Annotated in this window: 14 protein-coding genes; 2 read left to right on the forward strand and 12 right to left on the reverse strand. The window is 29.3% G+C overall.

Going from position 1 to position 13,114, the window contains the following annotated elements:
- Nucleotides 1–323: 323 nt before the first annotated feature.
- The 11 genes from ACTG45_RS15515 to ACTG45_RS15565 all read right to left on the reverse strand — a co-directional run bounded on the left by ACTG45_RS15515 (nucleotide 324) and on the right by ACTG45_RS15565 (nucleotide 9,766).
- Nucleotides 324–2,219 (reverse strand): cell wall-binding repeat-containing protein, encoded by a 1,896-nt coding sequence (locus tag ACTG45_RS15515; protein ID WP_479919321.1) that lies wholly within the window; start codon nucleotides 2,217–2,219, stop codon nucleotides 324–326.
- A 355-nt stretch (nucleotides 2,220–2,574) separates the two neighbouring features.
- On the reverse strand, nucleotides 2,575–2,718 hold the full coding sequence (gene scfA / locus ACTG45_RS15520; RefSeq protein ID WP_009891067.1) for a six-cysteine ranthipeptide SCIFF: 144 nt from the start codon (nucleotides 2,716–2,718) through the stop codon (nucleotides 2,575–2,577).
- A gap of 65 nt (nucleotides 2,719–2,783) precedes the next feature.
- Nucleotides 2,784–3,146 (reverse strand): TIGR04086 family membrane protein, encoded by a 363-nt coding sequence (locus ACTG45_RS15525; RefSeq protein ID WP_021385745.1) that lies wholly within the window; start codon nucleotides 3,144–3,146, stop codon nucleotides 2,784–2,786.
- A 57-nt stretch (nucleotides 3,147–3,203) separates the two neighbouring features.
- Nucleotides 3,204–3,497: a preprotein translocase subunit YajC gene (gene yajC, locus ACTG45_RS15530; RefSeq protein ID WP_021385756.1), complete on the reverse strand. Its 294-nt coding sequence runs from the start codon at nucleotides 3,495–3,497 to the stop codon at nucleotides 3,204–3,206.
- A gap of 133 nt (nucleotides 3,498–3,630) precedes the next feature.
- On the reverse strand, nucleotides 3,631–4,752 hold the full coding sequence (tgt, locus tag ACTG45_RS15535; protein ID WP_021385739.1) for a tRNA guanosine(34) transglycosylase Tgt: 1,122 nt from the start codon (nucleotides 4,750–4,752) through the stop codon (nucleotides 3,631–3,633).
- A 78-nt stretch (nucleotides 4,753–4,830) separates the two neighbouring features.
- Nucleotides 4,831–5,316 carry a phosphate-starvation-inducible PsiE family protein gene (locus ACTG45_RS15540; protein ID WP_021385759.1) on the reverse strand — a complete coding sequence of 162 codons (486 nt, stop codon included), beginning with the start codon at nucleotides 5,314–5,316 and terminating at the stop codon, nucleotides 4,831–4,833.
- An 11-nt stretch (nucleotides 5,317–5,327) separates the two neighbouring features.
- On the reverse strand, nucleotides 5,328–6,353 hold the full coding sequence (queA, locus tag ACTG45_RS15545) for a tRNA preQ1(34) S-adenosylmethionine ribosyltransferase-isomerase QueA (RefSeq protein ID WP_479919322.1): 1,026 nt from the start codon (nucleotides 6,351–6,353) through the stop codon (nucleotides 5,328–5,330).
- Nucleotides 6,354–6,670: 317 nt separating this feature from the next.
- Nucleotides 6,671–7,690 (reverse strand): Holliday junction branch migration DNA helicase RuvB, encoded by a 1,020-nt coding sequence (gene ruvB / locus ACTG45_RS15550; RefSeq protein ID WP_021385734.1) that lies wholly within the window; start codon nucleotides 7,688–7,690, stop codon nucleotides 6,671–6,673.
- 89 nt (nucleotides 7,691–7,779) lie between these two features.
- On the reverse strand, nucleotides 7,780–8,382 hold the full coding sequence (gene ruvA, locus ACTG45_RS15555; RefSeq protein WP_479917356.1) for a Holliday junction branch migration protein RuvA: 603 nt from the start codon (nucleotides 8,380–8,382) through the stop codon (nucleotides 7,780–7,782).
- The gene (gene ruvC, locus ACTG45_RS15560; protein WP_021385741.1) at nucleotides 8,375–8,884 is read right to left on the reverse strand and encodes a crossover junction endodeoxyribonuclease RuvC; all 510 of its coding nucleotides are present in this window, start codon (nucleotides 8,882–8,884) and stop codon (nucleotides 8,375–8,377) included. The genes ruvA and ruvC overlap by 8 nt, the downstream gene beginning before the upstream one ends.
- Nucleotides 8,885–9,136: 252 nt before the next feature.
- Nucleotides 9,137–9,766: a hypothetical protein gene (locus ACTG45_RS15565; protein WP_479919323.1), complete on the reverse strand. Its 630-nt coding sequence runs from the start codon at nucleotides 9,764–9,766 to the stop codon at nucleotides 9,137–9,139.
- A gap of 202 nt (nucleotides 9,767–9,968) precedes the next feature.
- On the opposite strand from ACTG45_RS15565, the gene ACTG45_RS15570 reads away from it, so the two are divergent.
- A complete protein-coding gene (locus tag ACTG45_RS15570) occupies nucleotides 9,969–10,298 on the forward strand; it encodes a DUF1540 domain-containing protein (protein ID WP_021385749.1) in 330 nt (109 codons plus the stop codon).
- 265 nt (nucleotides 10,299–10,563) lie between these two features.
- Nucleotides 10,564–11,418, forward strand: coding sequence for a putative ABC transporter permease (locus ACTG45_RS15575; protein WP_021385758.1), 855 nt, complete (start codon nucleotides 10,564–10,566; stop codon nucleotides 11,416–11,418).
- A 193-nt stretch (nucleotides 11,419–11,611) separates the two neighbouring features.
- Here the strand turns inward: ACTG45_RS15575 and ACTG45_RS15580 are convergent, their stop codons facing one another.
- Entirely contained in the window at nucleotides 11,612–13,048 is a 1,437-nt protein-coding gene (locus ACTG45_RS15580) for a four-carbon acid sugar kinase family protein (RefSeq protein WP_479919324.1), read from the reverse strand.
- Between the last annotated feature and the right edge of the window lie 66 nt (nucleotides 13,049–13,114).

Below are 13,114 nucleotides of genomic sequence, written 5' to 3' on the forward strand. Positions count from 1 at the left end.
AAACATTATAACTTATTTTCTTTAATTAAGTGATAGTCTCAAAAGTTTTATTAAGTTATACACTCAAAACAATATAATTTAATAAGTATTTATTTTCTATAAACTTTCTTATGTACAAAGTTTTTTAAATAGACATCTTAAGATACATTGACTACAAGATATAATAATCAAAAACAATAAAAAGATGGTATCCCAACTTATTTTAAGATACCATCTTGTCATTATTTCTATTTTAATTGTTTATACTTATTTATTATCTATATTATATCTTACTTAGCTAAACATTATCTAAATAAACTTACAAATTTAAACTTTATATACTATTAGTTTCTAGTAAATAAGTTTATCTTTTCTGCTATTTTCTCAATAGCATTTTTAGCTATTCCTTCACCTATTTGTACTAACTTAGTAGTATTCTTAAGTCTTAATTCAACTACTTCTTCTTGTGACTTAGAAAGTTCTTCTGTAGTTAATATTATTGGTGCTTTTGCACTAGCTGCAAGTGGTGCTGCTGTAAGTGCATCAACCAATTGTCCATTTCCACCTACATAACCATCTTTTGCAACATATGCTTTAGTTGCTCCTGCATAGTACTTGTTGATTACTTTAGCATTAGTATCTTTTCTGTTTTCTCCTGCTAATCTTTCAACTTTATTATTTAAATCTATTTCAACTAATTTATTTTCAACGTCTTTTGATACAGAGTTCTCTCCACCAACTATTTCTAATTCTTTTCCATTTAATAACTTCTCAGCTTTAGCATCCAATTCGTTACCTGTAACTATTATTGGAGCACCAAACTGAGCAGCTCTAGCAGATATACTCATAGCATCTGCTTCTCCATTTCCACCCACTACAAAAGCAGTTTTAAATGTATCTTTTAATTGTTTTGCTATTTCTAAAGAAGTCTCAAATCTATCTTCTCCAGAAACTCTTTCAACTTTACTTACACCTAACTTAGCAAGTTTTTCTTCAGTTTCTTTTGATATTTTAGATTCTCCACCTACTATATATATTTTCTTAGAAGATAAGTTGCTTCCAAGTACTCTTAATATCTCAGCTTCTATTTCTGATGGTAATGAATCTTTCTTTGATAATAGTATTGGTGCATTTTTTTGAGATGCAAGTGGTGCTGATGCCAATCCATCAACTATAGCATCTTCTCCAACTAAGATTATTGCTTCTGCTACTCCATCATTAAATCTCTCTTTGCTAACCTCTACTGCTGTTGTAAATCTTGAATCTCCAGATAAAACTTCCACCTTTAATTCTTTTCCATCTTTAACATCAGTTAATACTTTGTGTAAATCTCTTACTAACTTATGGTTTTTACTTGATATACTCATTGTTTCTGGCTTTTCATTTGTCTTGCTTAAAATCATATCAAAGCTTGATTTTTCTGGCTTATCTTTATCATCACTCTCTTCTTGCTCTTGAGTAAGTATTGCTACATTTTCAAATGTTAAAGAATATCCATTTTTAACCTTATTAACTATTTCTCTTCCTGATGTAGTTAATCTAACTCCATCGAATAAATCTTCTGCTGATACATCTTGTAAATCTGCATTTTTAACTGTTATTGTATGTAATTCTTTTGATTCTATATCACTATATTTCTTTTCATAGCCTTCAAAAGCACTTTCTTCTGATATTATTTGTTTTGAGAAATCTAAGTGTTGGTCTCCCACATTTATAGTAATAACATTTTTTGAATCTTTCGCTCTTTTTACTTCAACTGAACTTGTAGATTTTATTGTTGCTGTTAATTTGCTATCAGAATCTTCTGCTAAAGTTACATTGAAAGCATTAACTGCATCTACTATTTCTTGAGCTGTTTTGTAATTTTCAATTTTATAGTCGACTACTTTTCCGCCTAGAGTTTGATGACCTTTGTCTTGTATAGTAACTTTTAAACTTTGTCCTTCTACTAATGCGTTTATTTTGTTTTGTAATTGAGTTGCATTAGTTAAATTTACATTGTCAACTTTTATATCGTAAACTCTATCATTTACATTTGCTCCTGCTTTTGTCTCTTCAAATTTAATCTCTAATGCTTTTCTAACTTCTTCAATTAATTTAGTAGAATCTTTCGCACTTACTGTGTAACTTTTATCAACATTTTCTGACACAGTGTTGTCTGCAAATATTGGTGCTGCTGCACTCATAACTGTGGCTCCTGCCATTACTATTGCCATACTTCTCTTTTTGTTGCTTAACATATTTATGTCCTCCGAATATTATTTTTTGATTTTTTTATATTCGTATTTCCCACATATAAATAATATTATATATAATATTATTTTTCAATATATTTTATGTGTTTACATAATTTACTAACTTAAATTTTAAAAATCGACGTATAAAATTTTATATTTTGAGCATACTATCATACTAGTTTTTGCTAATTAATCCTTTATATTTAAATTAAATATACATCACTAATTTAATACTATTTTACAAAGTTTAATACTACTATTTATCACAATAATCATTGTAAAACAAAAGAGGATACCTCATAATGATAATAGAATCATTTTGAAGTACCCTCTTGAAAATAACTAAGTCAATAATTTTCTATCTTTCACACTCTTGATTTGCAACTGTACAAGAAGTTTTACAAGCTGATTGACAAGAAGTTTGACACTCTCCACATCCACCTTTTGCAGCACTTTGCTTTAAAGTAGCTTGAGATAAAGTTTTTACATGTTTATTTTCCATTTTCAACGCCTCCATTTCTAATTGTTTCCTATTGATTATATCACAAAACTACTCTAATATAAACTCTATTTAAAGTTGACACCCAATACGCCTCCAATACCTCCCGCTGCTGATATTAACAATAACTTATAAATCATTCCTACTTCAAACACAAACTTTTCTTGTGCTAAAAACACAGTTAAAAAAATACATACTATGTACAAAAGTCCAACCAAAAGTCCATACACAAGACCTTTTTCTTTCATGTGTTTTGAAGTATAAAAACCACCTATAGCTGCAGAAATGGTAGTTATAAATGATGCAACCATAGTTATATTATCTCCACCAATATCTGTAAATGTCAAAAATAAGTTATACACTAATAAAACAGCCAAAGTTATTATATACGCATATCCTAGACCTTTAAAAATATAATTAGATTTTCCCATAAAAAAACCTCCTCTCAAATTAATATATATTCGAGAAAAGGCTTTTAAATTACTATTTTACTGTTCTTCTATTTCTTCTTTTCTAGATTGAACTGTCCCTATAGCCCATTTTTCAAATGGAACTTTAGTTCTATTTGGTCCTAATTCTAGTATTACAACATCATCTTCAACTTTAGCTACACTAGCTACTATTCCACCTATTGTAACGACCTTGTCTCCTACACCTAGGCTACTTCTCATTTCTTTTAATTGTTTGTCTTTTTTCTTTTGAGGTCTAATCATTAGGAAATAAAAGATTGCTATTACTACTACCCATAGACCTATACTCATCATTATTTGTTGCTGTGGCATTAATTTTTCACTCCTTTGTAAATTATACTCTTTTGTAAATTATAATAAATATTTATATAACAATCTACTTTCTTTAGCTTTGAGTACTATTGAATATTATATATTAAAATGATTATAATTAATAGTGCAAAACCTATATTTCATACCCATATTTTGCAAAAAATTCATTTCTAAAATCAAGTAATCTATCTTCCATTATTGCCTGTCTTATTTGCTTCATTAAATTTAATAAAAAGTGAAGATTATGAGTAGTTATTAATCTTGCACCCAATATTTCATTTGCTTTTATAAGATGTCTTATATAAGCTCTTGAATAGTTTTTACAAGCGTAACAATCACATTCAGGGTCAAGTGGAGTAAAGTCTTCAGCATAAGTTGCATTTCTAACTACAACTTTCCCTTGACTAGTCATTGCAGTCCCATTTCTAGCTATACGAGTAGGTAAAACACAATCAAACATGTCAATACCTCTTATAACACCTTCCACTAAATCATCTGGGCTACCAACTCCCATTAGGTATCTTGGTTTATCTTTTGGCATAAATGGAGTTGTATGTTCTAATACATCATACATAAGTGGCTTTGGCTCTCCAACACTAAGTCCACCAACAGCATATCCTGGTAAATCAATACTAGTTATTTCTTTTGCTGATTGCTCTCTTAAATCTTTATACATCCCACCTTGTATTATACCAAATAAAGCTTGCTTGTCTGTATTATTATGGGCATCTTTACATCTTTTTAACCATCTTGTTGTTCTTTCTAATGAATTCTTTACATACTCTCTATCTGCTGGGTATGGCGCACACTCATCAAAGGCCATCATTATATCTGACCCCAATGCATTTTGTATTTCCATAGCTTTTTCTGGAGTTAGAAAATGTTTTGAACCATCTAAATGTGACCTAAATTCTACACCTTCTTCTTTTATCTTTCTTAAAGGTCCTAAGCTAAATACTTGGAATCCTCCACTATCTGTAAGTATTGGCTTATCCCAGTTCATAAACTTATGAAGACCACCTGCTCTTTTTATAAGTTCATGACCTGGTCTCATATATAAATGGTATGTGTTGCTAAGTATTATTTGTGAACCAATCTCTTTTAGTTCTTCTGGTGTCATAGATTTGACAGTTGCTTGAGTTCCAACTGGCATAAATATTGGCGTTTCTATTATCCCATGTGGAGTGTGTAATCTTCCTAACCTTGCACCACTCTGTTTGCAAGTTTTTATCAATTCGTATCTTACTGCGTACATAAAGTTCTCCTTAATAATATTTATTTCTCATTATTTCTTAAAATGTCTTTGTAATAATCTATTCGTCTAATAGATTTTCTAAATAGATTTATCTTTATCGTCTTTATCCTGTTGTTCTTTAATTGCTTCTTCATCATGTATACTCATTATATTAAGTGCACTCTTGTCTTTTGTTACTAAAAACTTTTTTATAGCAAAAAGTCCTGCAATAGCTATAACACCTATTAAAACATCTATCATTCCTTCATTTTTAGGAAGTAACAACATTTTTCTAGCTATAGCATAAAGTAGTGCCTCAATAAATGCTCCTGGTATATGAAGTGATAGCATTACTACAAGTTCAACACCTATCACTAGAAGTAATATTTGTGCTAAGAAGTCATTAAGCTGACTGTATTGTACTGGATTTTGAAAGTCAACTATATATGCTCCCCACATAAGTCTTAACACATCTATTGTTCCTAGAAATACAGCTATTAGAACCACCACTGCTAACACACGTTCAAATATAAAAGCAATCTTTAATATAGGGTTATTCTTTTTTTGTTTTTGTAAACTATGCATCAATTACCTCCCTACTTTATAATCATAGCATCTCCAAAACTGAAGAATCTATATCTTTCTTTTACTGCCTCATTATATGCATTTAAAACATTATCTTTTCCACAAATAGCACTTACTAGCATTATCAATGTAGACTCTGGCAAATGAAAATTAGTAATAAGCTTATCTAGAACTTTAAACTTATAACCTGGATATATAAATATCTCTGTCCATCCGCTAGTTTCTTCCATCTTTCCATCTTCATTACAAGCTGACTCTATAGTTCTGCAACTAGTAGTTCCAACACATATTACATTATTTCCACTTTCTTTTGCTCTATTTATTTTGTCAGCAGCTTCTTGACTAACCATATAATATTCTGAATGCATCTTATGATTTAAAACATCATCTACTTTTACTGGTCTAAAAGTTCCTAAACCAACATGTAAAGTTACAAAGGCTATATCCACACCTTTTTCTTTTATTTTGCTTAATAGTTCTTCTGTAAAGTGTAATCCTGCTGTAGGTGCTGCTGCTGAACCATTGTGCTTTGAATAAACAGTTTGGTATCTCTCTTTTTCATCCAATCTAGCAGTTATATATGGAGGTAGTGGCATATTTCCAAGTTCATCCAAGATTTCTTCAAAAATCCCATCGTAATGGAACTTTATAATTCTTGAACCTTCGTCTGATAAATCTACAACTTCTCCAATCAACTTTCCATTTCCAAAAGAAAATTTAGTACCTACTTTTGCTCTTTTTCCTGGTTTTACTAGAGCTTGCCAAGTATCTTCCTCTGTTCTTTTTAATAATAAAAATTCAATTTTACCTCCAGTTTCAAGCTTCTCTCCTATTAATCTAGCTGGTATAACTCTAGTATTATTTAAGACTAAACAATCCCCTGGATTTAAATATTCTATTACATCTCTAAAGACTTTATGCTCAATATCTCCTGTCTCTTTATCTAATACCATCAATCTTGAACTAGCTCTATCTTCTATAGGAACTTGAGCTATAAGTTCCTGTGGTAAGTCAAATTTAAAATCACTTGTTTTCAATGTTAAACTTCCTCTCTTAAAATTTCTCTAGCTACAATAATATCAAAAAAACAACTTATTTTCCACAATATTACCATAATCTATCAAGAAATTGCTCTTTTTAGCATACATCATATCCACAATATATAGATATTTTTCCACGATATATACATCTTATCCACAATATATAGATACAGTACACACAATTTTTATCGTATTTATCCACAGTATCTACAGTTATAATTACCATTTTGTGGATATGTTTGAATTTTTAGCCATTTTAGAAATATTTCAATTTAATGACTATTCTATTTTATAAATATTTATATAATCTATTTTTATTTTTCATTAGGATATGGAATTTTTAAGTGTTCATATGCTAATGGCATGGCTACTCTTCCTCTAGGACCTCTATTTATAAAGCCTAGCTGAAGTAAATATGGCTCATATACATCTTCTATTGTATTTCTATCTTCGCCAATAGAAGCTGCTAATGTATCAAGACCTACTGGTCCCCCTCTAAATTTTTCTATTATAGTCATAAGAAGCTTCTCATCTACAAAATCAAGCCCCAAATTGTCAACACCTAAAAGTTCTAGTGCATCTTTTGCTACCTCATCAGTTATTTTTCCATCAGCTCTAACTTGTGCAAAATCTCTAACTCTTTTTAGTAATCTATTTGCTATTCTTGGAGTCCCTCTTGAACGTTTTGCAAGCTCTAAAGCACCATTAGATTGTATTTCTGCATCTAAGATATTTGATGACCTAAGTACTATTTTTGAAAGCTCATCAACTGTATAGTAATCCAATTTACAAATAACACCAAATCTATCTCTCAGTGGATTTGTAAGCATACCAGCTCTTGTTGTAGCTCCAATAAGTGTAAATTTAGGAAGGTCAAGTCTTATACTTCTTGCAGATGGCCCTTTTCCTATTATTATGTCTAAACAAAAGTCTTCCATTGCTGGATACAAAACTTCTTCAACACTTCTATTGATTCTGTGTATCTCATCTATAAATAAAACATCATTTTCATTCAAGTTTGTAAGTATGGCTGCCAAATCCCCAGCTCTTTCTATTGCAGGACCCGACGTAATCCTCAAATTTACACCCATCTCATTAGCTATTATACTAGCTAGTGTAGTTTTTCCAAGACCTGGTGGTCCATATAAAAGCACATGGTCTAACTGTTCATTTCTTGATTTAGCTGCCTCTATAAATATGCTAAGTTGCTCTTTGGATTTTTCTTGCCCCAAATAATCTTCTAGAGTCTTTGGTCTTAGACTATTTTCTATATCTATATCTTCTGTCTTCATTGTAGAAGTTATTATTCTATTTTCATCTTCAAAGCCTTGCATTTATACCCCTCCTCTCGTACTTTTGGAAATCTACTTTGATATTTTGAAATCTACATTCATACTCTAAATATTATTTTAAAGTGTAAATGTTATTTCAAAGATTTACTCATTATATATGTAAGTGCTTTCTTTATAATGGCTTCTGTATCCATACCATCCTTTTTACACTTTTGAACTGCATCTTTTGATTCGGCTAAGGTATACCCCAAAGCTACAAGTGCATCTATAGATTCATCTTGAGATATGAAAGTAGGTTTTTGTGATAATAATGTTGGTTCAAAGTCTATATTATTTTTATCTACTTTATCTTTAAGTTCTAAGACAATTCTCTCTGCTGTCTTTTTCCCAACACCAGGAGCTTTGGATAATTTTCCAATATCTTCACTTAAAATATAAGCTCCTAACTGTGCTGGTGATGCAAATGATAGTATTGAAAGTGCCACTTTAGGTCCTATCTTAGATACAGATGTAAGTAACTCAAACATCTTAAGTTCCTCCCTACTTACAAAACCACAAAGACTCATATCATCTTCTCTCACAATTAACTTAGTATATATTTTTGTAGCCTCTCCCACTTTTAAATTCATGATTGTATTGGATGACACATTTATCTTATATCCTATACCATTATTTTCAATAACTATATTGTCTATATAAATCTCTTCTATTGTACCTTTTATATAACTATACATACTTACCACCTATATTCTTTAGAGTTTTTTCAAGTTTATTTGAATGAGCATGACAAATAGCCACAGCTAAAGCATCTGCAACATCATCTGGTTTTGGAACCTTTTTTAAACTCAAAAATGAAGTTACCATCTGTTGAACTTGTGCCTTATCTGCTCTTCCATATCCAACTACACCTTGTTTTACTTGAAGTGGAGTGTATTCATACACTGGTTTCCCATTATGAGCACATGCAAGCATAGTAACACCTCTAGCTTGTGCAACTGTTATAGCTGTTTTTACATTCTTGTTAAAGAATAATTCTTCCATTCCAACTTCATCTATATTGTAATTCTTTACGATTGTATCAATTCCTTTATATACAAGTTCTAATCTTCTCGATATATTCATGTGTGCAGGTGTTGTCACTGCGCCATAATCTATTACCTTAAACTTGCTATTTTTGTATTCAACTATACCATATCCAACTATAGCTATACCTGGGTCAATCCCCAATATTATCATTTTTTAAAATTCCCCCTAAAAATAAAAGAAATACCAAAATGTATTTCTCATAAAAACTTATGTTCTAAATCATTATACCATAAATAATATTAACAAATCATAAAATGGTATATGTAAAATATAAAATAAAGTAAAAAAGTCATACCAAAGCAAGATTTTACTTCAGTATAACTTTTATATTTAGTACAAATAAATTATGGTATTTTATAGGAATTAAATGTGACTACAATTTTAATATTAACTTACTTAGTATTAACTTGCAAAGTCTTCCAATCTTGAATAAGCATCTTCTTCAGTATCCATAACTACACCTTTTTTGATTTCATCTTGAACTGTCTTAGGAAGTGAATCTACTCTTATTTTTGTTTTTTCTACTAATGTTTTATTTCCACTACTATCATATTTATATAATGCTATATTTCCATTATCATTTTCAATCGTATACTTCCCTTTTATAGTGGCATTCATTGCTTGTACATCTTTATTATCATTATATTTAGATTCTACTAGTATGATTTCATTTTTATCCATGCTCTTTATTTCTTTACTTGGATACTCTTTTTTAAAATATGATACTATTTCTGATTTTGTCTTATCTAATAATGATTCTGGTACTATACCAGCCATTGTAAGTGTTCTCTTATAATTAGTTTCATTTTCGCCTTCACTTTGAAGCCAAACTTCACAATTTTTATTTAATCCAAAAGCTTCTTTTGACTTTTCATTCATATTCGCACTAGTACTTACAACTTCACCAGTTTGAACTCCATTATGTTTTAATCTTGTCCCTATATAAACTCCACTACTTAATACAAATACTCCAACTAGTATTAAGGCAGATATTTTCCAAGGAAATAATTCTTTTTTCTTCTTTTCAAACATTGATTACGCCTCCTTTTACTATTATTTTCTCCAAGCTGTAAGTTTTTATACAATTTAGGTAAATTTTAGAAGAAAATATATTTACATATCAAATTACTCTAAGAATAGATATTTTATAAAAGAGAGATTTCTCTTAAAGGTTATATTCTTGTAATTATATGGACATAATTTATAGTAAATAATCGTTTAGGAGGTAATAACTTTGGAAAGAATAAACTGTAATGTAACTAACTGCTCACATAATAACAGCCATATATGTTATGCAGATAAAATTTTTATAAATGGTGAGCAAGCTCACAATGATAGACATACTTGTTGTAGTTCATTTTTAGACGAATCTATTTATAGTAATCTATCAAGTAATGTTAATAATAGAAATTGTGAAGAATTAGTGTGTAGTGTAAAAACTTGCAAATACAATAAAGATGGTAGCTTATGTACACTTGATAATATATTGGTTGCTCCTGAAACTGATAGAGTAAATCTTTATGTTGAAACATGTTGTTCTAGCTTCAAATGTAAACAATCATAATATAAATAAATATAAGGGTGTCAAATATGATTAAATTAACATAGTGTAGAGTATCTACAACTATTAGTTTGATTATACTTGACACCCTTATTTATTTTAAATAAAATCTCATTATTATAATCATATATAATATTATAACTGTAATTAAATTTGATAAATTCCTATAAATTGGTATAATCAATATGTAAATTGAATTTTAAATAAATTAGTCATAAAAATAAAATATCAAGTATATAGTATTATATTAACTAGAAATGAGGTGCTTATGAGTATATTTTATATTCAATTTCTTTATTTTGTAATTTATAGTTTTATAGGATGGTGTTGTGAGACTACATATTGTTCAATTTTACAAAAGCAATTTGTAAATAGAGGATTTTTAAATGGACCATTTTGCCCTATATATGGATTTGGAGCGTTAGCGATAGTTGCTACCTTGACTCCTTTTGTTCACAATATTCCCTTGTTATTTTTATTTAGTATAATTATAACTAGTGTAATGGAATATCTTACAAGCTTTGTATTAGAAAAAATATTTAATATGACTTGGTGGGATTATTCTAAGCATAAATTTAATATTAATGGAAGAGTTTGTCTAGAAAACTCACTCATGTTTGGTGTATTATCATTAATTGTAATGCTTATAGTACATCCTATTGTAGTTGATTTCATAAACTCTATACCTAAAAATATACTATTTATACTGGCTATATCTATAGAAGTTTATTTTGTTTTAGATTTAGTAATTACAGTACATACAATCTTACAATTAAATGGCAAACTAAAACAAATCAATCTTATAATTAAAGAATTAAAAGATAAAAAGGAATACTACAAACTTATTACACAGGAAACTATTGAAAGCAAACTCGAATCTTTGGTTGAAAATAGACTTGAGACTTTAGAGGATAGATTTGAAATACTTAAGGAAAAAGAAAACTATCGTTATGCTAGAAACCGCATTGATGAGCTTAAAAATAAACTTAATAATTTATTGTCTAACCACAAATTACTTCATAGACGTATTATCAAAGCATTCCCTAATATAAGCTCTAATAAACATAAGGATATTTTAAATAAAATCAAAGAAGACATTAAATCAATAAAAAAAGATAAATAGTGTAATAAACATCATATAAACTTAATAATAAAAACACTCACACATAAGAGTAAGGTTTAGAATATTTTTGATAAATACTCTAAACCTTACTGCTTAATGTACTATTATTTTTTAGATATTAATTTTAGCTTATTCATTTTTTAATCAATAAATCTAAATATTTATACTCTAAATACTCTAATCCATTAATGTTCTAACCCATCAGTATCTCAACAGATTCTTTAAGTGTACTGACTTCTCCAACATTGCCAGGGAAAATTATATATGGCATATTAGGGAATTTGCTTTCTTTCCCTGTCATCCATACTGGTATACCAGGTTTTATTTGTCCCATTACTGTAGCTTTTTTTACTTTAAGTGCTTTAGTACCAACATCACTAGATGTAATCCCACCTTTAGCTATGATGAAATTAGGTCTTACATTAAGCATGCCAATTATACTTGTAACAGCATCTGATATCTCTACAGAAATCATAAGTTGTTTATCTTTATCATTTGTATCTAAGTCAAAACGCTCTCGTCTAGTATAAACAGCAACGGTTTTTCCACTACTTATTTTCTCTTCTACAACTTGTATAACCCTTTTTACTTCATTTTTTAAGCCATTTTCTTGTAGAACTAAATGTTGATTAAACTCTATAAATTCTATTGGGTATTTACAATTTCTAAGCTCTTCTAATTGTTGAGTAGTCTTATTTACATGTGAGCCAACAAGTATAATTCCTCCATTGGTATTATCTTTTGAAACTAACTCATCTTTAGTAAGTAATGCCTTATCACTCACGCCTCCAAGCACCTTTGTTATGGCAGCAGCACTTCTAAACATAAACTCCTTACCGCTATTTACTGCACGTATAAATGCAATTGCAAATACCTTTACATCTACATAGTCAGTTGCATTTACAATGACTTTATTGAATCCTTTAACCATTTTAAGTTTTTCTGTTATAGCTTCAATCTTTAGCCCTCTAAGTTCTTCAGAAGAAATGTATATCATATCATTAGACTTGTACTTTCCTTTTGTCTTTTCTTCACACCACTCACCTATATCAGAAGATTTGTAACCAAAAGATTTGTCTTTTGCAAATTCAGTCATTCCTGCTGGTATAAGCATTTCTTCTTCTTTAACATAATGTATATTATCTATAGTGAATCTGCCACCTTCTTTGAAAAATGGCATTATTATTTCGCCATCAAATAACTTATCGGATAATTTTTCTACTTCACTTTTTAACAAATCAGTTTCTAGAGGATAATGCCCTCTCATTGTAGAATCACTACGACTTATAATTATAAAGTCCTTATTAGTTTTTTTGGATACAGCCACAATATTTTTTGATATTTCTCTATGTACTTCTGTAGTTTGATTAACAGTAAATCCTCTTGAATTAGTAAGTATGAAAAACATGCTATTTTGTTCATTAAAACCTTGCTCTATACTATCCTTATCCCAATCAGTATAAACAGAGATATCATGAACAGTTTGTACACCTGTTGGGTCATCATCTAATACGATTATTTTTCTGTCTAAATTTTTAAGTTCATTTGCAAGAAGTTCATTTAATTTATCCTCGTCTACTTCTTTAAAAGTATTAAGTATGTCTATGCTAATTGGTTTTACTTCTCTCATTTAAAACGCCCCTTTATGTAATTTATATAATCTCAATGTAACTTATATAATATAACTCAATAGTTT

It is taken from the genome of Clostridioides sp. LIBA-7602 (genome assembly GCF_056688945.1).

Bases quoted from the DNA above. Each gene is read 5' to 3' on its own strand.
- ACTG45_RS15515 (WP_479919321.1), bottom strand. From the start codon at position 2,219: ATGTTAAGCAACAAAAAGAGAAGTATGGCAATAGTAATGGCAGGAGCC.
- scfA (WP_009891067.1), bottom strand. From the start codon at position 2,718: ATGGAAAATAAACATGTAAAAACTTTATCTCAAGCTACTTTAAAGCAA.
- ACTG45_RS15525 (WP_021385745.1), bottom strand. From the start codon at position 3,146: ATGGGAAAATCTAATTATATTTTTAAAGGTCTAGGATATGCGTATATA.
- yajC (WP_021385756.1), bottom strand. From the start codon at position 3,497: ATGCCACAGCAACAAATAATGATGAGTATAGGTCTATGGGTAGTAGTA.
- tgt (WP_021385739.1), bottom strand. From the start codon at position 4,752: ATGTACGCAGTAAGATACGAATTGATAAAAACTTGCAAACAGAGTGGT.
- ACTG45_RS15540 (WP_021385759.1), bottom strand. From the start codon at position 5,316: ATGCATAGTTTACAAAAACAAAAAAAGAATAACCCTATATTAAAGATT.
- ruvB (WP_021385734.1), bottom strand. From the start codon at position 7,690: ATGCAAGGCTTTGAAGATGAAAATAGAATAATAACTTCTACAATGAAG.
- ruvA (WP_479917356.1), bottom strand. From the start codon at position 8,382: ATGTATAGTTATATAAAAGGTACAATAGAAGAGATTTATATAGACAAT.
- ruvC (WP_021385741.1), bottom strand. From the start codon at position 8,884: ATGATAATATTGGGGATTGACCCAGGTATAGCTATAGTTGGATATGGT.
- ACTG45_RS15565 (WP_479919323.1), bottom strand. From the start codon at position 9,766: ATGTTTGAAAAGAAGAAAAAAGAATTATTTCCTTGGAAAATATCTGCC.
- ACTG45_RS15575 (WP_021385758.1), top strand. From the start codon at position 10,564: ATGAGTATATTTTATATTCAATTTCTTTATTTTGTAATTTATAGTTTT.
- ACTG45_RS15580 (WP_479919324.1), bottom strand. From the start codon at position 13,048: ATGAGAGAAGTAAAACCAATTAGCATAGACATACTTAATACTTTTAAA.